The organism is Chryseobacterium sp. 7, from assembly GCF_003663845.1.
GTDB lineage: Bacteria > Bacteroidota > Bacteroidia > Flavobacteriales > Weeksellaceae > Chryseobacterium.
In genome coordinates this window covers 3370783-3392883 of the sequence record NZ_RCCA01000001.1, presented here as the reverse complement: position 1 = coordinate 3392883, position 22101 = coordinate 3370783, and the positions used below count along the sequence as shown (strand labels likewise).

The window sequence follows — 22101 nt, the reverse complement described above, 5'->3', positions numbered from 1 at the left end:
ACATGAAAGCATTAATACTTCCCGAACATTATTACAGAGAAGATGTTTTAGAAAAAGAACATGAACTTCTGTTTCAGCAGACTTGGTGCTTTATAGGTTTTAAATCTTTTTTAAAAGAAGAGGATGATTTTATCACGCAGGACATTGGAGGAATTCCGGTAGTAGTGCAAAACTGCAGAGGTACGATAAAAGCATTTAAAAATATTTGTTCACACAGACACTCAATTATTCAGGTTGAGCAGTCTGGTAACAGACCACTGATGTGCCCTTATCATGGATGGGCATACAATGATAAAGGAATTCCGGCTGGAATCCCGAAGAAACCTTTATTTAAATTCACAAAAGATGAACTTGAATGCTTAAAGCTTAAAGAATATAAAGTAGACTTTTGTGGAGAACTTGTTTTTGTTAACCTTTCCAATGATCCTTCAGAATTGAAAGATTTTATGGGAGATCTTTTCGAAGAAGTTGAAAAAATGAGTAATAATTTTGGAGAATTGGTAGATGTTAATGACATGATTATTAATGCCAATTGGAAAATTTTAGTGGAAAATACTTTAGAAAGTTACCACGTTAACCTTATTCACGAAGAAACTTTCAAAAAGTTGGGTGCCGGAGGGATGGAATTTACTTTCATTAAAGAACACTCTGTTTGGGATGCAACGCTTTTGGCAGGTGAAAATGAAGGTAAAAATGCTAAAATTCATTCACCTTATCAGAACCGTGAATATAAAATTTCAGGATATAAACACCTTGTTGTATTTCCAAATGTATTGATCTCAAGTACATATGGCGTTTCTTTTAATTTATCTTATATTACTCCTATTGACAGTAATTCATCAAAGTTTGTCAGCTATGTATTCCTGACAAAGAAAGAAGATGAAAAAACAAATCCTACTTTAGAAAACATCTATAAACAGTCATTGGTAAGCTTCAATAGAAAGGTTTTTGATGAAGACAAAACAATTTGTGAAAAAGTACAGATTGGAGTAAAGAAATCGCCTTTCACAGGAGAATTAAGCGATGAAGAAGCCAGAGTGTGCGAATTCCAGAAAAACTATAAAAAATACATTGATTAAATGAATATTATTCTTACCGGAGCTACTTCAGGAATTGGTTTTGAAACCATGAAAGATCTTGTGAAAGATGGTCATAAAGTGGTGGCTGTAGCACGAAACTTTGAAAAGATTCAGGATTTTTTGGATGAGGTTAAAGACAATGTTATTTGCTGCCCATTAGATTTATCGGAAGTTTCAGAAATTGAAAATTTATTTAAAAATTTAGATTTTTCCGAAAAATTCGATGCGCTTATACATTGTGCAGGAATGGAAGAAACGGTTCCGCTTACATTGTACAATCCTGAAAAAATTGAAAGAATATATAAACTGAATGTATTTTCAGGAATTGAATTATTAAGACATTTTACAAAGAAAAAATACAGTAATGATGGAGCCAGTGTAGTTTTCATGTCTTCCGTAATGGGAGTATTGGGGCAGCCTGGCAAAATTGGATATTGTTCAACGAAATCTGCGGTAGTAGGTTTAGTAAAGTCTGCTTCATTAGAATTTGCAAAGAGAAAAATAAGAGTGAATGCAGTCTTGCCAGGTGTAGTAGAAACTCCAATGACACAAAATCTATTCTCTCAATTGAGCGAAGATAATGTAAAAGAGATTGTAGAAATGCACCCTCTTGGAATTGGAAAAACCGAAGATGTAGTTCCTGCAATAAAATTTTTAATATCTGATGGTTCAAAATGGATCACGGGCCAAAATATAATAATCGATGGAGGATATTCAGTACAGTAAAGAATCTGTAATTATCGGAGCCGGAGGCTTTGGAAGAGAACTTTTGAGCTTTATCAACCACTCTCGCAAATTTAATGGCAATGTTCCTAATATTGTAGGATTTGTGGATGATAATCAGACTGCTTTACACCAATTCAATCTTGATCTGAAAGTAATTGATTCATTGTCTGATAATGATTTAAATAAATACGAAAGTATTATATTGGCAATCAACAATTCTGATGTAAAAAGAAATATCTTTACTAATACTGATAATTCCAAAATACAAGGCTTTGTTCATCACACTTGTATTATTGGTGACAGAACAAAAGTAGATCAATCAGTAATTCTTTTTTCCAATGTCCTGATATCATGTGATGCAGAGGTTTCAAAAGGAGTATTTATCAATTGCGGAAGCCAGATTGGGCATGATGTTTTTATTGATGAATTTACGAATATTATGGCAAATGTAGATTTAGGGGGACATTGTAAGATTGGGAAAAATGTATTAATTGGAACAGGCTCTACAATCTATCCGGGAGTAAAAATTGCAGATAATACAATTATAGGAGCTGGAAGTGTAGTTTTCAGAAATATTAAAGAAGCTGGAACTTATGTAGGAAATCCTGCAAAAAAAATATTTTAATGACACACATGAGAAATGTATTTCATAAACTCAAAGTAACTGATAAGTCATTTTTAACTGATGCTGCTGTTCTATTGACTTTTGATGTAACAGAAGATCTTAAAGATTCTTTTGTTTTTGAATCCGGTCAATATATTACTTTGAAATCTGAAATTGACTACGAAGAAATAAGAAGATCGTACTCAATTTGTGCAAGCCCTGATGAAAACTCTTTGTCTGTGGTGGTAAAAGCAATAGATGGTGGAGTGTTTTCAAACTTTATTAAGAATACCGTTGAAGTAGGTCATCACCTTGAAGTAAGTTTGCCGGAAGGAAGATTTGTTTATAATATTTCAGAAAATTCTTCCAAAAATGTTTTTTTAGTTGCAGCTGGAAGTGGAATTACTCCTATTATTTCAATTGTTAAAAATATTCTTAATAATGAACCTTTAAGTAGGGTTACATTACTTTTTGCCAATAGGAAAATTGAAGACGCTATTTTTTACAGTCAGCTAAAATCTTTAGAGACTCAATTTAAAGAGACTTTAAAAGTAATCTACATATTTAGTCAGAAAGAATATGATAATTACTACTTTGGGCGTATTGATCATGACTTTCTGGATACCAAATTTCATCAGGAATGGGATGTAAAAAGTTTCTCAGAATTTTATACATGCGGCCCTGAGGAATTAATTAAAACTGTTCATGATTATCTTCTTTCTGTTGAAATTTCAAAGGAAATTATTAAAAGTGAACTTTTTTATTCCTTAGAGAATGAGGTGGGTATTGAAGAGATTATTTCTGAAGAAATAAAATCCGGGCAGACAAAAGTTGAAGTAATTATTGATCAGGAGTCTCATTATGTAACTGTTGATCATAAGAAAAACCTTCTTGAGTCTTTACTAGACGAAGGTTTAGACGTTCCCTATTCCTGTAAAAAAGGAAATTGCAGCAGTTGTGTTGGAAAAGTGATTTCCGGAACTGTGAATATGAAAGAAACAGATGTTTTAATGGACTACGAAATTGAAGACGGTTTTATTTTAAGCTGCCAATCCGTTCCGACCTCTGCAGAATTAACCATCTCATACGACGAATATTAATTAACTATTATGAATTCAAAAATCTGGTTATCCTCACCACACATGGGAGGTAACGAACAAAAATATATCAATGAAGCATTTGATGAAAATTGGATTGCTCCATTAGGCCCTAACGTTAACGGTTTTGAAGAAGACTTAGAAAAATTCTTAAATAAAGACGTAAAGGTTGCTGCTTTATCAGCAGGAACAGCAGCTCTTCATCTTGCTTTAATTGAGGCTGGCGTTCAGCACGGAGATGAAGTAATTTGTCAGTCCATGACATTTTCGGCATCTGCCAATCCAATAGCGTATTGCGGTGCCAATCCTGTTTTTGTAGACAGCGAAAATGATACATGGAACATGTGCCCTAAAGCATTAAGAGAGGCTATTGAAGACAGAATTCAAAAAGGTAAAAAGCCAAAAGCTATCATTGTCGTTCATTTATACGGAATGCCGGCAAAAATGGACGAAATTATGGCTATTGCAAAAGAATTTGCAATAGATTTAATTGAAGATGCTGCAGAAGCTTTGGGTTCTACATACAAAGGGCAGGCTTGCGGAACTTTCGGACGTTTTGGGGTACTTAGCTTTAACGGAAATAAAATTATTACGACTTCAGGTGGTGGTGCATTAGTATGCCATACAAAAGAAGATAAAGATAAAATCGTTTTCTTATCCACTCAGGCAAGAGATAATGCTCCTCATTATCAGCATTCACATATTGGATTCAACTACAGAATGAGTAATATTGTTGCCGGAATAGGGAGAGGTCAGATGGAAGTTCTTAAAGACAGAGTTGCTGCCCGCAGAGCAATGCACGATTTCTACCTTGAAATTTTTAAAAATATTGAAGGAGTAACCGTATTTACAGAACCCAATAGTGATTTTTATTCAAATCACTGGTTATCTGCAATACTTATTGATCCGGAAATTACAGGGAAAAACAGAGAAGATTTAAGACTTGCATTTTTGGAAGATAATATAGAATCAAGACCATTATGGAAGCCAATGCATCTGCAGCCGGTTTTTGAATCTGCTCCTTACTACGGAGGGAATATTTCCGAAAAATTGTTTGATAACGGATTATGTCTTCCGTCAGGTTCTAACTTGTCAGATGACGATAGAGAAAGAATAACAAAAATAATCCATACTTACTTTGAAATTTAATAGTATTAATTAAATGAATCAGTATAAGTTTTGGAAAGTAATTTTTGATTTTTTTTTAGCAGTAATAGTTATATTGCCGCTTATGCCAATACTGATCATTTTGTTTGTGATTGCAAGTCTGGACACCTCTTCTAATGGTATTTTTCTTCAGACCCGGATAGGGCAGTACGGAAAACCTTTTACCATTTTTAAATTTAAAACAATTCATGAACATAGAAGAACATGCTCCGGAACAGGTCGGGCTCTGAGGAAATTTAAGTTTGATGAACTTCCGCAATTGTTTAACATCTTAAAAGGTGAAATGAGTTTTGTAGGTCCCAGGCCTGATATTGAAGGCTATTATGATAAACTTATAGGAGAAGACAGAAAAGTGCTGGAACTGAAACCAGGATTAACCTGTGAAGCAAGCATAAAATACAGGGATGAAGAAGAACTTCTGAACAGCCAGAAGGATCCCCTAGCATATAATGATGAAATACTTTTCCCGAATAAAGTAAAAATGAATCTTGATTATTTTGAAACCATGTCTTTCAAAAATGATATCAGGATTTTGTTTAAAACAGTGAAAACCATATTGAAATAGAATTTATTACTATTATGAAAATTAAAGAAACCCCGCTTAAAGATTGTTACATCATAGAGCCTACCGTATTTGAAGATGACAGAGGTTACTTTTTTGAAAAGTACAATGAAAAAAGATTCGAAGAACTTACAGGAATGAACGGGCACTTTGTACAGGATAATATTTCCAAATCTTCTTATGGAGTACTTAGAGGTCTGCACCTTCAGAAAGGCGAGCATGCACAAGCAAAACTGGTATCCTGTCTTGAAGGCAGCGTATGGGATGTTGCGGTAGATCTTAGAGAAGATTCTCCTACATTCGGAAAATGGTTCGGAATAGAACTTACCGCTGAGAATAAATTACAGCTGTATGTGCCGAGAGGTTTTGGACACGGATTTTCTGTACTGAGTACTAACGCTGTGTTTTCCTATAAATGTGACAACTTTTATAACAAAGAATCAGAAGGCAGTGTAAAATTCAACGATCCGGATCTTGGTATAGACTGGAAACTTGATGAGAAAGATGCCATTCTTTCTGAAAAAGATGAGAATGCCCCCTTGTTTAAAGAAAAAAACTTTTAAAGTATATCCCTGAAAACCACTTTTCTAAAGTGGTTTTTATTTTTTAATTCCTAACTCTTCAATATTTCGTATCTTTGCAGACTCAAAATCAAAACGATGCGTACAAAATCTGTAGGGAAGAAGAAAATCAATGTAGTCACTCTTGGATGTTCCAAGAATGTATACGATTCTGAAGTGTTAATGAGCCAGCTGAAAGCCAATGGAAAAGAAGTGGTTCACGAAGACCGTGGTGACATTGTTGTCATCAATACCTGCGGATTTATTGATAATGCTAAAGAAGAATCTATCAATACCATTCTGGATTATGTAGAGGCGAAAAATAGAGGTGAGGTTGAGAAAGTGTTCGTTACAGGATGTTTGTCAGAAAGATACAAACCGGATTTGGTAAAAGAAATTCCGGATGTAGATCAGTATTTCGGGACTAGAGATCTTCCTATGCTGCTAAAGCATCTTGGAGCAGATTATAAACATGAATTGGTAGGCGAAAGGCTTACAACTACTCCAAAGCATTATGCATACCTTAAAATTTCTGAAGGTTGTGACAGACCATGTTCTTTTTGTGCGATCCCATTGATGAGGGGAGGGCATATTTCAACCCCAATCGAAAAATTAGTTTCTGAAGCTCAGAAACTAGCGAAAAAAGGAACAAAAGAATTAATTCTTATTGCACAGGATCTTACGTATTATGGTCTTGATCTTTATAAAAAAAGAGCATTGGGTGACCTTTTAAAAGAACTGGTAAAAGTAGAAGGTGTAGAATGGATTCGTCTTCATTATGCTTTTCCAAGCGGTTTCCCGGAAGATGTTTTGGATATTATCCGTGAAGAACCTAAAGTTTGTAACTATATAGATATTCCTCTTCAGCACATCAATTCAGATTTGTTGAAATCTATGAAGAGAGGCACTACCCATGAGAAAACAGATGCTCTGTTAGGAAAATTCAGAGAAAAAGTGCCTGATATGGCTATCAGAACAACACTTATCGTTGGATACCCTGGTGAAACAGAAGAAAGATTCCAGGAGCTTAAAGACTGGGTAAGAGAACAGAAGTTTGACAGATTAGGATGCTTTACCTATTCTCACGAAGAAAATACTACAGCACATGTCTTGGAAGATAATATTCCACAGGAAGTAAAAGAGGCAAGAGTAGAAGAAATTATGGAACTGCAGTCTCAGATTTCATGGGAAAAGAATCAGGAAAAAATAGGGAAAATATTCAAATGTATTTTTGACCGTAAAGAAGGGAATTATTTTATCGGAAGAACAGAGTATGATTCGCCAGATGTAGACAATACCGTGTTGGTTTCTGCTGAAGATACTTATATTTCTATAGGTGAATTTGCAGAGGTTAGAATTACTTCAGCGGAAGAGTTTGACTTATATGGGGAACTGGTATAGCTAAATGCTTATTAATCAGTTGGAAATAAAGCGTATAAAATTAATATATTAATAAATTTTAACATAGAATTTTCTCTGATGTCTTTTTTTATTTAATTGATAATCAAATTGTTAATATTTGGCTAAATTAAGATTTTTTAATTTTCTTTTTTTAATTATAAAAATTTGAAAATTATGTCTTAAATTTGCGCAATAAGCAATATTTTTAAATAATATGCTTTCAATGAGTTAATTTAAAATGAAACTAAAATTTAAAATAATAGTTATTTGAGTGTGTTAGTTTCAATATAGTATTCACAAGTTGGGATGCATTTCCTTTTTGGAAGTATTGATGAAAAAAATGTAATTAAAAATCTTTAAAAACTTATGAAAAAAATTTTATTAACAGCAATTATGCTTGTTGGCCTTTCGGCTTTTTCTAAGGCTCAGACTACAGGGCGAGTGGGGATTAACACAACCACGCCTGCCGCAACTCTAGACGTCGTAGCAAACACTACAGATAACACTAGACCTGATGCCTTATTAGTCCCTCGTATGACAAGAACTCAATTGTATGGAAAAGATGCGGCATATACTGCTGCTCAAAACGGTGCACTTGCTTTCGTTACTACAATTGACGGAACAGCTACAACTAAAACAGCTAATGTTACAGCTGTAGGGTTTTACTACTATGATTCTGTATCCTCTACATGGATTGCTGTAGGTGCTGGCAGTACAGCGGCAGCTCCTCCTACTTACAGAACTGTTGCAGGCTCTGCAAGCATGGTAATTCTTCCAAGTGATTTAGGTAATGTAGTATTGTTTTCAGGTGGTGTAGCTGGACAGATACAATTGCCTACTCCTACTGCAGCTATGGTTGGAAAGAAGTTAACTCTTATATCAATTGACGGACTTCAGCACAATTTGACTAACTTGAACACTAATTACTTAACAAAATCATTATCTGCTTTGCAGCAGTTTGGATCTGAGTTTATTACAGACGGTACTAACTGGTATGGATTAGGAGGACAATAATTATAAACACAATAATTTAAAATTTAAATTTAAGATGAAAAATATAAAGTCTACTATAGCTGCTGTTATGTTATCCGTTTTAGGAAGTTACATGAGCGCACAGATTAAAGGTAATCAAACTTTTGGAGATAATACAATTCAAGCTTCTTCAGCTTTTTTAGATGCTTCTTCAACTGCTAACGTTACTGCTGCTAATTTAGGTAAAGGATTTATTTTCCCTAGAGCTGATATCACCCAATTGGCATTAGCTAATCAAGGTACATTATATAATAGCGGTAATAACCCAAACAGGTTTGACGGTATGATTGTTTACAATACAGCATCTACTGGTACTGCAGCTAGCGGAACATTATCAGAACCAATTTTCCCTGGGTTTTGGTATTATGATAATAAAACAACAAACCCTACAGGTGGGGTATGGAGACCAATCGCAAACGCTGGTACTAGAGAAAACATTCTTACTACTGAAACTATTACAAACAGACAAATTAATAGTGCACAGGTATATGGTATAAAAGGAACTTTTGCTGCAAGTGGTACAAGTACATCAGTTACAATACCTGCCCCAACCGGAATGACTGCTATGTATGCAATTACTATTTATAAAGCTGGGTCTAATACAGTATATTCAAGAGAATTATATTCATATGATACATCTACAGGAGCTGCTGTTACAGGATCTCCAAGTATGTCTGTAGTATATCCTAACGGAACTTATGATTATGTTTTAGAATACTTAAAATAAAACAATTTATTTAATTACATATAAAACCAATGAGAAATCATTGGTTTTTGCTTTTAATGAGACTTGTGTTCATTTATTTTTTCGGGTTATCAATCATCATTTTATTTTTTTTAAAGAATTGAAATCAAATATTTGTTGAATAATATATGGCTTATCAATTTTAACAAAATATAAAGGTGTTAAAAACCAGCTTAAGATTCTAAGTTTACACAGCTAAAACTCTTCTGTAAGAAAGTTTATTCAATATCCGGTTTTTAAGACTTTAAATAGTATGAATAGATTTATAGGTTTTATTTTAACTTTATGATTTTTGTAAATTATTGATTTTCAGTCATTTTTAAAATTGTGAAATTTAAATTATGCGTAAATTAGTTAATTATGTTAACTTTTTAAGTATTTTTTTAACACTTTTTAACAATGTGATTTAAATGCTCTATTCATAGGGGATTGCAGTGGTAGTTAACGTTTTGTTATGATTTTATTAACTTTTTTTAACATATTGAATAGGGTTTTATAAAGATTCCTGATACATTTGCTCCGTCAAAACCAATAAAAGTTCAACATGATGAAAAGATTCATTCTCGTAATCATAATGATGATTTCAACCTTGGGTGTTTATTCTTTTACGAGTAATGCCTTAGATGCGAAAAAAACAAGTTATGCATCGTACTACCACGATAAATTTAACGGTAGAAAAACCGCTAGCGGAGAAATCTTTGATAACTCAAAGTTTACTGCAGCAAACAGAACGCTTCCATTTGGAACAAACGTTAAGGTGACGAACCTTAAGAATGGTAAAGAGGTAATAGTGAGAATTAATGACAGAGGGCCTTTCCATTCATCAAGATCTTTAGACATGTCTAAAGCTGCGTTCGATGAGATCGGAGATACCAATCATGGTACAATTCCGGTCGAATATGAAATTGTCGATTAATTTTATGATTTAAATTAAAAAAAGCCAGCTGATTCAGCTGGCTTTTTGTATGCATCAATATCTTGTATATTACACATCCAATTCCAATAAAGCGGGGCAATGGTCAGAATGTACAGCTTCCTTTAAAATGGCAGCCCTTCTGAGTTTATCTTTTAAGCTGTAAGAAGTGAAGTTATAGTCTAATCTCCAGCCTTTGTTTCTTTCCCTTGAATTTTGCCTGTAGCTCCACCACGTATAATTATCAGGATCACCATTGAAAAATCTAAAACTGTCTATCAGTTCACATTCATTCATAAAATTGGTCATCCATTCTCTTTCCATAGGAAGGAACCCTGAAACGTTTTTTAAACCAATAGGATTGTGGATATCGATTGCCTCATGACAGATATTAAAATCACCGGATATAATAAGATTGGGAATTTCTTTCTTTAAATTTTTGATATACTCCAGAAAGTCATGGCAGAACTGCATTTTGAAATCCAGTCTTTCAATATTGGAAGCAGAAGGAACATATACTGAAATAGCAGAGAATCCGTCAAAATCTGCACGGATGATTCTCCCTTCATTATCATAGCTTTCAATGCCACAGCCATACTCTATATGGTTGGGTTTGATTTTTGAGGCAATTCCGACACCGCTATAGCCCTTTCTTACTGCTGAGTGCCAATAACTGTGATATCCTAGTTTTTCAAGGCTTTCGATGTCTATCTGATCGTTTCCGGCCTTGCTCTCCTGAATACAGATGATATCAGGATCGGCAGCCTTTAGCCAGCCTAAAAAGTCTTTAGTAAAAGCAGCTCGGATTCCGTTGACATTATAAGTGATTAATTTCATTAGTCTTCTATAAAAAATTTAAAATTTTGATTGTACTTTGAAGGAATAAATTCTGTGATCTCATAATCTGCAATCTGATGAATATAAAAAGGATCTTCAGAAATGATCTCCTCAATCTCGTTTTTAGATTCTGCATTGGCTATGATGATACCTCCCGTTCTGGGTTCTTTTCTTCCCGAAGCTATAAACCGCCCTGATTCGTAATGCTTATTAAGAAAAATATTGTGTTGAGGAATAAACTGCTCTACCTTTTCAATAGAACTCTTATAAGTAAGCGAAATAATAAACATGATTTATTTTTTACGAAGATATGAACTCTAAGAAAAAAGCGGAAATAAAAAAGTCGGTTTTGAATTTCAAAGCCGACTTTTTATATGTTTAATAAGTGATTTTATTTTTTGAAAACTGTTTTACCGTCTTTTGTCAGTTCTATTTCCTCACCTTTTCCTCTCAGCTCATAATGATCATTCTTATACCATATTCCTGAGGCAGGCTTTTGTCCCTGCAATTCAATAGTTTCATTGTTGAATACTACTGTAGCTGTATTTTTAGTATTGTTGAAAGTCATTTCCAGCGTTTTTCCACTTTTGTCTTTCGAAGTACTTTTTACAATTTCATCCTGAGTTCCTGCAACCGCTGCCGAATCAGATGGCTTAGCAGCAATACTGTCTACTGAAGTAGTGGTAGCATCTGTTGCTTTTTTTTCTTTATTACATGAAGTTAAAAATAATGCGGCAGATGCTGCGGCAATAAAAATGTGTTTTTTCATAAATGTATATTATTAATGTGTGTGTCTTTTCGTATGCAAAATAAATGCCTTAAAGAAAAAATCGGAAAAAATCATTCGATTTTTTCCGATTTTAACCCCAAATTAAATAAACTATGAAAAAAACTATTTGGGTTCTAAAATGCTGATAGGAATAATACACTCTTCCAGTGAAATTCCTCCATGCTGGTAAGTTTCTTTATAGTAATTAACAAAATGATTGTAATTTTTAGGATAAGCCAGGAATATATTGTTTTTAGCAAAAATATATTTCGAACTTAAGTTTCCTTTCGGAAGGAAAAGTTTTTCCGGATTTGTAATTGCCCATACATCACTGTCATCATATGTTAAACTTTTACCTGTTTTGTATCGGATATTTGTAGAGGTTTCTCTATCTCCGACCACTTTGCTCGGCTTTTTAACATATACCGTTCCGTGGTCTGTAGTAATAACCAATTTATAGCCGTTTTCTGCAGCCGTTTTAATGATCTTCAGTAGAGATGAATTTTCAAACCAGTTGAAGGTAAGAGAACGGAACGTTTTATCATCACGGATCAACTGATCTACTATATGGTTATCTGTCTTTGCATGAGAAAGGATATCGATGAAGTTATATACAATTACCAATAGGTCATTATTTTTATGCTGATTGAAGTCATCATAGATCTTTCTTTCAAAATCGGCGTTCAGAACTTTAAGGTACTTCATAGATTTTGACCCCAGGCCAATTCTTTTCATCTGATCTTCCAGAAAGTCACGTTCAAACTCATTTTTGTTTCCTTCTTCATTATCATTAAACCATTTATCCGGGAAACGTTTCTCAATTTCAGACGGCATTAATCCGGCAAAGAAAGAGTTTCTGGCATATTGTGTAGCGGTAGGAAGGATACTGTAGTAGTAATCTTCCGAAACTTTATTGTAATATTTTGTAAACAAAGGTTCAATCACTTTCCACTGATCATAACGAAGATTGTCCACCATTAGCAAAAGAACTTTTTCTTTTTCTACTTCCGGCTTCACTTTTTCTTTGAAAAGGGTGTGGCTCATTAGAGGTTTATCTGTATCAATAAGCCAGTCTGCGTAATTTTTCTCAATGAACTTAGCAAACTGAATATTGGCTTCTTCTTTCTGAGACTGCAGAAGATCGGCAAATTCATTATCTGCCACTTTATCAAATTTGATTTCCCAGCTAAGGATTTTTTTATAATACTCTGCCCATTCCTGATAAGTTCTCAGGTAGGAAAGTTCCATAGAAAGGTTTCTGAACTCCTGTTGGTACTGTAAAATTGTTTTTTGTTCTACCAGGTTATCTTCCTGAAGATTTTTTTTGAGGGAAAGTAATATCTGATTAGGATTTACAGGCTTTAAGATATAATCGGCAATCTGAGACCCGATGGCCTCTTCCATAATATGCTCTTCTTCACTTTTGGTAACCATTACAATTTTTAAGGCATTGTCTTTTTCCTTAATCATTGGAATAGCTTCCAAACCGGAAATTCCGGGCATATTTTCATCAATTAACGTTAAAGCAAATTTCTCTGAATCCATAAGTTCCAAAGCCTCATTCACATTATTAACAGGAGTTACCTGGTAACCCTTTTTTTCTAAAAATACGATATGAGGTTTAAGTAAATCTATTTCATCATCTATCCATAATATCTTTTCTGACATAATTTATTTTTTACATGGTTATTCTATCAAAATGTTGACCAAATCCTTTTAAAATCTCACAAAATAGAAATATTAAAAGTTAAATATTAGTTAAATGAAAATATCACTTGATATTTCACATTTTCGTTTTGTTTACTCTGTGGTTTTTATATATTCCAAAGCTTTTTCCAGAACTTCGTCTTTTTCGTTTTTAAGCCCATCCACAGTAGGTTTTACAAGAATATTCGGAATGATTCCTATTCTTTGGGTTTCTCTGCCATCCGGATAATAGGCTCCAAGACCGGAAAATCTTGTGTCAAGATCAGCAATTTTAAAAATGATGACATCTCCATTGGCACCTGAAGTATTGCTGCCGATAACTTTAGCTTTCGGGTGCTGTTTAAACATCATAGTGGTAGTTTCTGCCTGACTCTGGGTGTTCTCATCTACTAGAACGATTACATTTCCTTTATAGTATTCAGGATTTTTTGTGCCGGTAACATTTTTTCTGCTGTAAAATTTGCCCGGATAGCTGGTATCTGCAAAAGTAAACTGATAATAGACTGAAGGGTTGGGGAGAAGGAAATAACTTAACGGAATGATGGTTCGTTTCGGGTAATTTCTTAGATCAAAAATAATAGATTTTGCCGATTTTAGATCTCCATACATCTCATTAAGATCCTCTTTTTCTATAATTCCCATATGAACATATCCAATTTTCTTTTCATCATCCATAAATTTCCATTTTTTAGGAGTTGGAATTTTTTCATAAATAATATCTTTAATAAAGTATGTTTGGGTTTTTATTTCCAGATTCTGTCCGTCTCTTTCAATCTTTACAGAAATAGAATCATTTTTGCTGAAGAGAAGCTTGTCTTTTATTTTGCTGACTTTGCCCCAAGAGTTAGAGGCTGGTACATATTTTCCCAAAATATTGATCATTTGTGGAATTGTTTTTCCTTCAATATCATAAATAACATCTCCCGGGTGCAGAGGAATTTTGCTTTTGGGTTTAGTATGGTTAATTTTTGTAATCACTAATTTTCCTTCTGCGTAAGCATATTCTACAGGAACTTTTCGGCTGCCATACAAACTAAGATAAATTTCTTTTGACGAAAGGTAAGCATGAGAGTCGTCTGTTTTGGCTACGAGTTCTGCTAATGCTAAATGATAATTTTCATCATTATCGATTACAAGAAATTTTGGGACCATTTCTGTAAGAACGTCATTCCAGTTTTGATCGGTTTCATATTTATAAGGAAAAAAATATTCTACGTAATTCCAGTATCTGAATAATTCCAGTAAGCTGACTGCTTTTGAAGTGAACTTCGAGCCATATGATTTTTCATTTCTGAAATATATTTTTCTTCCGCCTTTTCCGAAATAATGATTCTCTGCCAGATTCCGGTTATTTTCTATATAGTGAAGTTTCTGAGATATCTCATTTGAGAAAATTTGAGAATTATCAATCCAGCTCAGGTCAAAATTTTCAAGAAAATATATTTTATTATCCTTTATTGAACATTCTTTGCAGGGGAGCACTTCACCAAGGCTGCCTATCCATTCAGAATAGAAATTATTCAGCGACTGTTTATCATTAATATTTTTAAGTTCATCTATTTTTTGAAAAAGCTGCTTGTCCCAGTTCAGATTTCCTTTGGCTACATGAGGGTGGTAATACTTTAAAAATCCCCAAACCCGGCATAAAGATTCCAATTTTTGGATCTCGGTTATCGTTTGTGCGGAAAAATGTAAACTTAAAAATAATAAAAGGAAAAGAGCGTATTTTCTCATTAAAAGTGATCGCGTTTCTCTCTCAAAGATAGGCTTAAAATACAACAGCCACAAACGTTTTTAAGGAATAAATCCTTAGTTTAGGCCTATTTTCTTTTAACATGAAATTAATCGGAACTCAAATTTAAAATGCCTAACTTTGTTGCTAATATTGACGTTTCAATGCAGAATAAGCTAAAAATCATCAACGATCCCGTTCACGGATTTATCAAGATTCCCCACGAAATTTTATTTGATATCATTGAACATCCTTACTTTCAGAGATTGAGAAGGATAGGGCAGACAGGACTTTTGAACCTGATCTTTCCGGGAGCTACCCATACAAGATTCCATCATGCATTGGGAGCCATGCACCTGATGTTTACGGCTTTGGAAACATTGAAGCAGAAGGGAGTGAAAATTTCTGAAGAAGAGGAAAAAGGAGCCATGCTGGCTATTCTGATGCATGATATTGGTCATGGTCCGTTTTCTCATGCTTTGGAAAGTATGCTGATGGATGACTGGCATCATGAAAATCTTTCTTTGTTGCTGATGAACAAGCTGAATGAAGAGTTTAATGGTCAGCTTTCTATGGCCATAGAAATGTTTCAGGGGAAATACCACAGAAAGTTTTTCAATCAGTTGATATCCTCACAGCTGGATGTAGACCGTTTGGATTATCTGAAAAGAGACAGCTTTTTTACAGGCGTATCTGAAGGAAATATTAATACCCAAAGAATTATTTCCATGATGAATGTATGTGAAGAAGGTGAACTGGTGATTGATGCGAAAGGAATTTATTCCATTGAAAACTTCCTGACAGCCAGGATGTTCATGTACTGGCAGGTGTATTATCATAAAACATCAGCGTTGGCAGAATTTCTTTTGGTTAAAATCCTAGAAAGAGCAAAATATCTGATTTCACAGGGAACAGAGCTTCCTGCAACCGATAATCTGAAATATTTTTTATACCGCGAAAAGAGTGCTGCAACGGATGAAGATGTAGAAAGATTTACAAAACTTGATGACAATGATGTGATTCAGGCGATGAAAGAATGGCAGAATTCGGATGACTTTGTGTTGTCTTATTGGTGTAAATGTGTAATTCAGAGAAATTTACCTAAAACCATTATTTCATCACATCCGTTTTCTCAGGAAATAATTGATGAAAAGATAAAAAACACCAATGAATTTTTTGGAATCAATAATGGAAAAGAACTGGTACATGAAATAAAACGAAAACTTTTGCCTTATCATGCGGAGAAGCAGCCTATCTATTTACTGCATAAAAATGGCAAAAGAACAAGGCTTCATGAGTCTGAAGATCAACTTTTATCTGGGCTGATCGTCAATAAGACGACCCGTTATATTCTTATGTTTCCAAGAGATATCTCCAGACTGGACTCTTAAATAATATTAAAATTTACGATCTGAAATTAAAAAATGTTTGCAAATTCTAGAATTTCTTATCTTTGCAGAATATGGAATTTACAGCTTCGCAAATTGCAAGTTTTATTGACGGAAAAATAATAGGTGACGAGAATGCACTTATTACGGGGGTTTCACCAATTGAAAATGGTGAAACAGGACATCTTTCTTTTATAGCACAAGATAGATTTTCTCATTTTTTGGATACCTCACAATGCTCTGTTATCATCGTTTCGGAACAACTTCTGGATAAAAATAGTTATAACCCTACTTTAATCGTTGTAAAAGATGCCTATCTTTCTTTTCAGATTCTGATGAATTTATATCAGGAAATGCAGGGGAGAAAAGAAGGTATTGAAAATGGTTCATCCATCCACGATACAGCTGTTATAGGAGATAAAGCCTATATTGGAGCATTTACCTATGTCTCTGAGAAAGCAAAAATTGGGGAAGGGTCACAGATCTATCCGCATGTATATATAGGAAAAGGAGTGAAAATTGGTAAAAACTGTAAAATAGACAGTGGTGCCAGAATTTATGACTACTGTATTATTGGGGATAACTGTGTAATTCATTCCAATACGGTAATTGGAGGTGACGGTTTTGGTTTCCAGCCAACACCGGAAGGTTTCAAAAAAATACCACAGCTTGGAAATGTAATTATTGAAGACGATGTAGAAATTGGTTCAAACTGTAGTATAGACAGAGCTACAATAGGTTCTACCATTATAGGAAAAGGAACTAAAATAGATAACCTGATTCAGATTGCCCACAATGTAAAAATTGGACGGAATAACGTAATTGCTGCACAAGCCGGAATTGCAGGTTCTACCACTATTGGTGACTGGAACCAGATTGGCGGCCAGGTAGGAGTTGTAGGACATATCAAAATAGGAAATCAGGTGAAAATTCAGGCTCAGAGCGGTGTGAATTCCAGTGTTAATGATAGAGAAACATTGTATGGTTCACCGGCAATCAGCTACAATGACTATTTGAGAAGCTATGTTCATTTCAGGAATTTACCTGGAATCGTAAACAGAATAAATAATCTTGAGAATAACTCAAAAGATAATACTAATGAGTGATATGCAAAAAACACTTCAGCAAGAGGTTACTCTTTCTGGAATTGGTCTTCACACTGGTAAAGAAGTAAAACTTACCATTAAACCTGCTAAAGAAAATACAGGTTTTGTATTTGTAAGAACAGACTTAGAGGGACATCCTCAGGTAGAAGCAGATGTAAATTATGTTGTAGCAACAGAAAGAGGAACTACATTAGAAAAATTAGGAGTAAAAATTACCACTTGCGAGCACCTTTTAGCAGCCCTTGTAGGTTGTGATATTGACAACGCAGTTTTAGAAATGGATGCTTCTGAACCTCCTATTTTGGATGGATCTTCAAAATACTTTGTGGAAGCTATCGAAAGCGTTGGAGTAGCAGAACAGAGCGTAGCAAGAGAATATCTTGTGGTAAAAGAAGTGCTTACATACAGTGATCCGGCTACTGGTTCGGAAATCACAATCATTCCTTCAGATACTTACGAAGTAACAACAATGGTAGATTTTGGGACTAAAGTTTTAGGGACTCAGAATGCTACTCTTAAAAATATTTCAGAATTTAAAGACGAGATCTCATCTGCAAGAACATTCAGCTTCCTGCATGAATTGGAAATGCTTTTAGATCACGGATTGATCAAAGGCGGAGATATTTCCAATGCCATTGTATATGTAGATAAAGATCTTACGCCTGAAACTACAGAAAAATTAAAGAAAGCCTTTGGAAAAGATAATGTATCTATCAGACCAAACGGTATTCTTGATAATCTTAATTTAAACTATCCTAACGAAGCGGCGAGACATAAATTACTGGATGTAATTGGTGATCTTGCTTTGGCAGGGGTAAAAATAAAAGGTAAAGTTATTGCCAACAAACCGGGACACTATGTGAATACTCAGTTTGCGAAAAAACTTAACCGCCAGTGGAAATTGCAAAAAAAGAAAAACGTTCCGGATTTTGATCTGACAAAAGAACCTGTATTCGATATCAACGGAATTATGAAGCTTATGCCTCACAGACCTCCGTTCTTATTGATTGATAAAGTTCTTGAACTTTCAGACTCTCACGTAGTAGGTTTGAAAAATGTAACTATGAACGAACCTTTCTTTGTAGGACACTTCCCTAAAGAACCTGTAATGCCTGGAGTTCTTCAGGTGGAAGCATTGGCTCAGACAGGAGGTATTCTTGTATTGGCAAGCGTTCCGGATCCTGAAAATTACTCTACCTATTTCATCAAAATTGATAAGGTGAAATTCAAGAGAAAAGTAATTCCGGGAGATACACTTATATTCAAAATTGAATTGATAGAGCCTATCAGAAGAGGAATTGTGCATATGCAGGGGTATGGATATGTAGGAGATGCAGTAGCAGTAGAAGCAGAGCTTATGGCTCAAGTTGCAAAAAATAAAGTTGATTAAATGATTCATCAATTAGCAGCCGTAGATAAACGTGCGAAAATCAGCAAAAATGTAATTGTAGAACCTTTCACTACTATTGCAGGGGACGTAGAAATTGGAGAAGGAACATGGATTGGTCCTAACGTAACCATCATGGATGGTGCAAGAATAGGGAAAAATTGTAGGATTTTCCCCGGGACAGTAATCTCTGCAATTCCCCAGGATCTGAAATTTGATGGTGAAGATACCCAGGTAATTATCGGTGACGAAACAACAATCAGAGAATGTGTTACGGTAAACAGAGGTACAAAAGCCCTGGGATATACCAAAATAGGAGCTCACTGCCTTATTATGGCTACTTCACATATTGCCCATGACTGCGTTATCGGAGATCACGTTATCATTGTAAACGGTTGTGGTATTGCAGGACACGTGGAAATTGGAGATTATACCGTAATGGGAGGTTTATCAGCAGTACACCAATTTGGTAAAATCGGGAAACATGTGATGATTTCCGGAGGAACCTTGGTAAGAAAAGATATTCCGCCTTACGTAAAAGTAGCAAGAGAACCTATGTCTTATGCAGGGATCAATTCTGTTGGTTTAAGAAGAAGAGGATTTACCAATGAGAAAATCTTTGAAATTCAGAAAATCTACAGAGCGATCTTCCAGATGAAAATGAACGTTTCTCAAGCTATTTCTCATATTGAAAAAGAAATGCTTCCAACGGCTGAAAGAGATGAAATCTTACAGTTTATTCAAAACTCACCAAGAGGTATCGTAAAAGGATACGGAACCGGAAAGGATAGAGAATAGTTTAATAATAAACACTATCAGGCTATGAAAAGTTTACTTATACTTACAGCGCTTTCGGCAACTTCTTTTTTGTTTGCACAACAAACAGAAAAGTCTGAAACTGCGAAAAAAGAAGAACCTTTCACCATAGTAAGAAAACTCTCTGAAGTATCTAATGATAGTATTGCAAAGAATAACTTAAATGGTATTCTGAAACAGAAAAATACCGGAAGTTCTATTTTAGGAACTACCGATCAGTATAAATCTGATCTTCAGATGAATGTAAACAGATTGAATAATAATGTGAATACGTTCAATAATAATACATTTAACAGAATGATGCCGCAAGGGCAAGGAATACAATTTAATAAAAGAAAATAAATATTTACAAAATTAATGGCAACAAGTAACGATATCAGAAAAGGTCTTTGCATTGAATATAGCAATGATATTTTTAAAGTAATCGAATTTCTTCACGTAAAACCAGGAAAAGGACCTGCTTTCGTAAGAACAAAATTAAAATCAGTAACTAACGGTAAAGTAATTGATAACACTTTCTCTGCTGGTCACAAAATAGATGAAGTAAAAGTAATCACAAGAAAGTTCCAGTATCTTTATGATGATGAGAACGGATTCCACTTCATGAATAATGATGACTTCTCTCAATTATACATCAACAAAGAAATGATCGAAAACGCTCAGTTTATGAAAGCTGGTGAAGAAGTAACCATCATTTTGAAAGAAGCTGATGAAACGCCACTTTCTGCTGAACTTCCACAGTCTGTTTACCTTGATGTTATTGAAGCTGATCCGGGTGTAAAAGGAAACACTGCAACCAACGCTCTTAAAAACGCAATCGTTGAAACAGGAGCAAGAGTAATGGTTCCTTTGTTCATTGAACCGGGAGACAGAATTAAAGTAAGCACTGAAGACGGTAGCTACTTAGAAAGAGTAAAAGAATAAATAAAATTTACATAAATTCGGTTTGCAGCAGCACTCCGAATTTTGTTTTATAAGAAAATCTATTGTTATGAGATTCCATTCTCCGCAAAAGCTTAAAACCATTGCAGATTTAATAGGCTCTACATTTGTAGGTCCTGAAGATTTTGAAGTATTGGGAACCAATGAAATTCACATGGTAAAGCCAGGTGATATTGTTTTTGTGAACCATCCTAAATATTACGACAAAGCATTAAACTCTGCAGCGACTATTATTTTAATTGATAAAGAAGTAGAGTGCCCGGAAGGAAAAGCACTTTTGGTTTCTGATGATCCTTTTAGGGACTTTAATAAAATCAATACTCATTTTACCAGAATATACAATTTCACAGAAGAACTTCACGATGTTGAAATAGGAGAAGGCACAAAAATTCACTCTTCAGCCGTGATTGGGAATAACGTGAAAATCGGAAAAAATACCCTTATTTTCCCTAATGTTGTCATCGGTGACCGAACAGAAATTGGAGATAATGTCATTATCCAGTCCAATACCGTTTTAGGAGGAGATGCATTTTATTACAGAAAAGTAAACGGAAACTTTGACCGTCTGATTTCGGTAGGAAATGTGATCATCGAAAACAATGTAGAGATCGGAAATGGATGTACCATTGACAGAGGAGTTACAGATTCTACCATCATTGGAGAAGGCTCTGTTTTGGATAACCAGATTCAGATTGGGCATGATACCATTATCGGGAAAAAATGTCTTATCGCTTCTCAGGTAGGTATTGCAGGATGCTGCATCATTGGAGATGAGGTAACATTATGGGGACAGGTAGGAATCGCTTCAGGGAACAAAATAGAGGCAGGATCTGTACTTTTGGGAAAAACAGGAGTAAACAGAGACCTTGAAAAAGGAACCTATATCGGGATGTTTGCAGAAGATTTCAAAACGTATCTGAAAAAAGAAGTAAAGCTGAGAAAACTGTGATGAAGAATTTACTAGCTCTATTTCTTTTTATATATTCAATAAGTTTCGCTCAGAAATCACAGATTGAATCAAAGGTTACATTTAGCGACAACAGAATAGTAGATGCTAAAATACCTTTCATAACAAATCTTTTTGATAGTAATCAGATTGATGAGATAACGATTAGCGACAGAAAAGTTAAGATTCTGGAAGATGGAAAAGCTATTAAGTACCAGCCTTCTGAAATTCAGAAAATAGAATTTACAGATCTTAAAGGTAAACCAAGGATTTTCATTTATTTTCCTTTAGAATCAACTAAAACTTTGGTGGAGCTTGTGTATGACGGTAAAAAAATAAAATGGGTGAAAGCATATAGACGCCACGGCTATGATGGATCTACCCTTGTATCAGATGTCTTGTTCAAAGGAGATATAAGACAACCTTTGAATATTTTGGTCAATAACAGGAAGAAATTAAAACAATTAATGGTTGAAAAACCCGAACTTGAGCCACTTATTGAAAATATTAATTATAACAGACTTAAGGAACAGGATTTAATCGATCTATTGAAAAAATATGATGAATAAAATCAGATTTAAAAAT

The 22101-nt window shown here is 34.5% G+C and carries 24 protein-coding genes; 19 read left to right on the top strand and 5 right to left on the bottom strand.

Translation table 11 applies throughout. The annotated features are described in order from the left end of the window. Window positions 1–2: 2 nt before the first annotated feature. The 11 genes from CLU97_RS15515 to CLU97_RS15465 all read left to right on the top strand — a co-directional run bounded on the left by CLU97_RS15515 (window position 3) and on the right by CLU97_RS15465 (window position 9889). A complete protein-coding gene (locus CLU97_RS15515) occupies window positions 3–1079 on the top strand; it encodes an aromatic ring-hydroxylating oxygenase subunit alpha (RefSeq protein WP_121488737.1) in 1077 nt (358 codons plus the stop codon). Further along, window positions 1080–1805, top strand: a complete 726-nt coding sequence (locus tag CLU97_RS15510; protein ID WP_121488736.1) for an SDR family NAD(P)-dependent oxidoreductase — start codon at window positions 1080–1082, stop codon at window positions 1803–1805. Further along, a complete protein-coding gene (locus CLU97_RS15505; protein WP_121488735.1) occupies window positions 1783–2430 on the top strand; it encodes an acetyltransferase in 648 nt (215 codons plus the stop codon). The genes CLU97_RS15510 and CLU97_RS15505 overlap by 23 nt, the downstream gene beginning before the upstream one ends. Before the next feature lie 8 nt (window positions 2431–2438). Next, a complete protein-coding gene (locus tag CLU97_RS15500) occupies window positions 2439–3509 on the top strand; it encodes a ferredoxin--NADP reductase (RefSeq protein ID WP_183084585.1) in 1071 nt (356 codons plus the stop codon). 9 nt (window positions 3510–3518) lie between these two features. Further along, window positions 3519–4655 (top strand): aminotransferase class I/II-fold pyridoxal phosphate-dependent enzyme, encoded by a 1137-nt coding sequence (locus CLU97_RS15495; RefSeq protein ID WP_121488733.1) that lies wholly within the window; start codon window positions 3519–3521, stop codon window positions 4653–4655. Window positions 4656–4668: 13 nt separating this feature from the next. After that, complete coding sequence (locus tag CLU97_RS15490; RefSeq protein WP_121488732.1) at window positions 4669–5238, top strand: sugar transferase; 570 nt, start codon at window positions 4669–4671, stop codon at window positions 5236–5238. A gap of 14 nt (window positions 5239–5252) precedes the next feature. Beyond that, window positions 5253–5798, top strand: coding sequence for a dTDP-4-dehydrorhamnose 3,5-epimerase (rfbC, locus tag CLU97_RS15485; protein ID WP_121488731.1), 546 nt, complete (start codon window positions 5253–5255; stop codon window positions 5796–5798). Between the two features lie 96 nt (window positions 5799–5894). Next, window positions 5895–7196 carry a 30S ribosomal protein S12 methylthiotransferase RimO gene (gene rimO, locus CLU97_RS15480; RefSeq protein ID WP_121488730.1) on the top strand — a complete coding sequence of 434 codons (1302 nt, stop codon included), beginning with the start codon at window positions 5895–5897 and terminating at the stop codon, window positions 7194–7196. Window positions 7197–7589: 393 nt separating this feature from the next. Next, a complete protein-coding gene (locus CLU97_RS15475; RefSeq protein ID WP_147436493.1) occupies window positions 7590–8210 on the top strand; it encodes a hypothetical protein in 621 nt (206 codons plus the stop codon). Between the two features lie 34 nt (window positions 8211–8244). Next, complete coding sequence (locus tag CLU97_RS15470; RefSeq protein WP_121488728.1) at window positions 8245–8955, top strand: hypothetical protein; 711 nt, start codon at window positions 8245–8247, stop codon at window positions 8953–8955. A 562-nt stretch (window positions 8956–9517) separates the two neighbouring features. After that, window positions 9518–9889, top strand: a complete 372-nt coding sequence (locus tag CLU97_RS15465) for a septal ring lytic transglycosylase RlpA family protein (protein ID WP_089689987.1) — start codon at window positions 9518–9520, stop codon at window positions 9887–9889. A 69-nt stretch (window positions 9890–9958) separates the two neighbouring features. Here CLU97_RS15465 and CLU97_RS15460 read toward each other — a convergent pair whose 3' ends face one another. The 5 genes from CLU97_RS15460 to CLU97_RS15440 all read right to left on the bottom strand — a co-directional run bounded on the left by CLU97_RS15460 (window position 9959) and on the right by CLU97_RS15440 (window position 14855). Next, a complete protein-coding gene (locus tag CLU97_RS15460; protein WP_121488727.1) occupies window positions 9959–10723 on the bottom strand; it encodes an exodeoxyribonuclease III in 765 nt (254 codons plus the stop codon). Then, window positions 10723–11013 (bottom strand): YciI family protein, encoded by a 291-nt coding sequence (locus CLU97_RS15455; protein WP_121488726.1) that lies wholly within the window; start codon window positions 11011–11013, stop codon window positions 10723–10725. The genes CLU97_RS15460 and CLU97_RS15455 overlap by 1 nt, the downstream gene beginning before the upstream one ends. Before the next feature lie 101 nt (window positions 11014–11114). Then, a complete protein-coding gene (locus tag CLU97_RS15450) occupies window positions 11115–11492 on the bottom strand; it encodes an MliC family protein (protein ID WP_121488725.1) in 378 nt (125 codons plus the stop codon). 123 nt (window positions 11493–11615) lie between these two features. Further along, window positions 11616–13160, bottom strand: a complete 1545-nt coding sequence (locus CLU97_RS15445) for a bifunctional response regulator/alkaline phosphatase family protein (protein ID WP_121488724.1) — start codon at window positions 13158–13160, stop codon at window positions 11616–11618. Window positions 13161–13292: 132 nt separating this feature from the next. Next, window positions 13293–14855: a S41 family peptidase gene (locus CLU97_RS15440; protein WP_183084584.1), complete on the bottom strand. Its 1563-nt coding sequence runs from the start codon at window positions 14853–14855 to the stop codon at window positions 13293–13295. A gap of 240 nt (window positions 14856–15095) precedes the next feature. On the opposite strand from CLU97_RS15440, the gene CLU97_RS15435 reads away from it, so the two are divergent. The 8 genes from CLU97_RS15435 (at window position 15096) to CLU97_RS15400 (ending at window position 22085) form a co-directional block, all read left to right on the top strand. Then, window positions 15096–16322 (top strand): HD domain-containing protein, encoded by a 1227-nt coding sequence (locus CLU97_RS15435; protein ID WP_121489763.1) that lies wholly within the window; start codon window positions 15096–15098, stop codon window positions 16320–16322. A 71-nt stretch (window positions 16323–16393) separates the two neighbouring features. Continuing rightward, window positions 16394–17425 carry a UDP-3-O-(3-hydroxymyristoyl)glucosamine N-acyltransferase gene (gene lpxD / locus CLU97_RS15430; RefSeq protein WP_121488722.1) on the top strand — a complete coding sequence of 344 codons (1032 nt, stop codon included), beginning with the start codon at window positions 16394–16396 and terminating at the stop codon, window positions 17423–17425. Further along, window positions 17418–18815, top strand: coding sequence for a bifunctional UDP-3-O-[3-hydroxymyristoyl] N-acetylglucosamine deacetylase/3-hydroxyacyl-ACP dehydratase (locus CLU97_RS15425; protein ID WP_089689994.1), 1398 nt, complete (start codon window positions 17418–17420; stop codon window positions 18813–18815). The genes lpxD and CLU97_RS15425 overlap by 8 nt, the downstream gene beginning before the upstream one ends. After that, window positions 18816–19610 (top strand): acyl-ACP--UDP-N-acetylglucosamine O-acyltransferase, encoded by a 795-nt coding sequence (gene lpxA / locus CLU97_RS15420; RefSeq protein WP_034699162.1) that lies wholly within the window; start codon window positions 18816–18818, stop codon window positions 19608–19610. 24 nt (window positions 19611–19634) lie between these two features. Further along, window positions 19635–19970, top strand: coding sequence for a hypothetical protein (locus CLU97_RS15415; protein WP_228437733.1), 336 nt, complete (start codon window positions 19635–19637; stop codon window positions 19968–19970). Window positions 19971–19985: 15 nt separating this feature from the next. After that, window positions 19986–20552, top strand: a complete 567-nt coding sequence (gene efp, locus CLU97_RS15410; protein WP_105701012.1) for an elongation factor P — start codon at window positions 19986–19988, stop codon at window positions 20550–20552. A gap of 67 nt (window positions 20553–20619) precedes the next feature. Continuing rightward, on the top strand, window positions 20620–21519 hold the full coding sequence (locus CLU97_RS15405; RefSeq protein ID WP_121488721.1) for an LpxD N-terminal domain-containing protein: 900 nt from the start codon (window positions 20620–20622) through the stop codon (window positions 21517–21519). After that, window positions 21519–22085, top strand: a complete 567-nt coding sequence (locus CLU97_RS15400; protein ID WP_121488720.1) for a hypothetical protein — start codon at window positions 21519–21521, stop codon at window positions 22083–22085. The genes CLU97_RS15405 and CLU97_RS15400 overlap by 1 nt, the downstream gene beginning before the upstream one ends. Window positions 22086–22101 lie beyond the last annotated feature (16 nt).

Excerpts from the sequence above, each read along its gene's own strand:
- CLU97_RS15425 (WP_089689994.1), top strand. The coding sequence starts at position 17,418 with ATGAGTGATATGCAAAAAACACTTCAGCAAGAGGTTACTCTTTCTGGA.
- CLU97_RS15475 (WP_147436493.1), top strand. The coding sequence starts at position 7,590 with ATGCTTGTTGGCCTTTCGGCTTTTTCTAAGGCTCAGACTACAGGGCGA.
- CLU97_RS15460 (WP_121488727.1), bottom strand. The coding sequence starts at position 10,723 with ATGAAATTAATCACTTATAATGTCAACGGAATCCGAGCTGCTTTTACT.
- CLU97_RS15515 (WP_121488737.1), top strand. The coding sequence starts at position 3 with ATGAAAGCATTAATACTTCCCGAACATTATTACAGAGAAGATGTTTTA.
- CLU97_RS15465 (WP_089689987.1), top strand. The coding sequence starts at position 9,518 with ATGATGAAAAGATTCATTCTCGTAATCATAATGATGATTTCAACCTTG.
- CLU97_RS15505 (WP_121488735.1), top strand. The coding sequence starts at position 1,783 with ATGGAGGATATTCAGTACAGTAAAGAATCTGTAATTATCGGAGCCGGA.
- CLU97_RS15405 (WP_121488721.1), top strand. The coding sequence starts at position 20,620 with ATGAGATTCCATTCTCCGCAAAAGCTTAAAACCATTGCAGATTTAATA.
- CLU97_RS15510 (WP_121488736.1), top strand. The coding sequence starts at position 1,080 with ATGAATATTATTCTTACCGGAGCTACTTCAGGAATTGGTTTTGAAACC.
- rimO (WP_121488730.1), top strand. The coding sequence starts at position 5,895 with ATGCGTACAAAATCTGTAGGGAAGAAGAAAATCAATGTAGTCACTCTT.
- CLU97_RS15495 (WP_121488733.1), top strand. The coding sequence starts at position 3,519 with ATGAATTCAAAAATCTGGTTATCCTCACCACACATGGGAGGTAACGAA.
- CLU97_RS15470 (WP_121488728.1), top strand. The coding sequence starts at position 8,245 with ATGAAAAATATAAAGTCTACTATAGCTGCTGTTATGTTATCCGTTTTA.
- CLU97_RS15490 (WP_121488732.1), top strand. The coding sequence starts at position 4,669 with ATGAATCAGTATAAGTTTTGGAAAGTAATTTTTGATTTTTTTTTAGCA.
- CLU97_RS15445 (WP_121488724.1), bottom strand. The coding sequence starts at position 13,160 with ATGTCAGAAAAGATATTATGGATAGATGATGAAATAGATTTACTTAAA.
- CLU97_RS15455 (WP_121488726.1), bottom strand. The coding sequence starts at position 11,013 with ATGTTTATTATTTCGCTTACTTATAAGAGTTCTATTGAAAAGGTAGAG.
- efp (WP_105701012.1), top strand. The coding sequence starts at position 19,986 with ATGGCAACAAGTAACGATATCAGAAAAGGTCTTTGCATTGAATATAGC.
- CLU97_RS15500 (WP_183084585.1), top strand. The coding sequence starts at position 2,439 with ATGAGAAATGTATTTCATAAACTCAAAGTAACTGATAAGTCATTTTTA.
- CLU97_RS15435 (WP_121489763.1), top strand. The coding sequence starts at position 15,096 with ATGCAGAATAAGCTAAAAATCATCAACGATCCCGTTCACGGATTTATC.
- lpxD (WP_121488722.1), top strand. The coding sequence starts at position 16,394 with ATGGAATTTACAGCTTCGCAAATTGCAAGTTTTATTGACGGAAAAATA.
- CLU97_RS15415 (WP_228437733.1), top strand. The coding sequence starts at position 19,635 with ATGAAAAGTTTACTTATACTTACAGCGCTTTCGGCAACTTCTTTTTTG.
- CLU97_RS15450 (WP_121488725.1), bottom strand. The coding sequence starts at position 11,492 with ATGAAAAAACACATTTTTATTGCCGCAGCATCTGCCGCATTATTTTTA.
- rfbC (WP_121488731.1), top strand. The coding sequence starts at position 5,253 with ATGAAAATTAAAGAAACCCCGCTTAAAGATTGTTACATCATAGAGCCT.
- lpxA (WP_034699162.1), top strand. The coding sequence starts at position 18,816 with ATGATTCATCAATTAGCAGCCGTAGATAAACGTGCGAAAATCAGCAAA.
- CLU97_RS15400 (WP_121488720.1), top strand. The coding sequence starts at position 21,519 with ATGAAGAATTTACTAGCTCTATTTCTTTTTATATATTCAATAAGTTTC.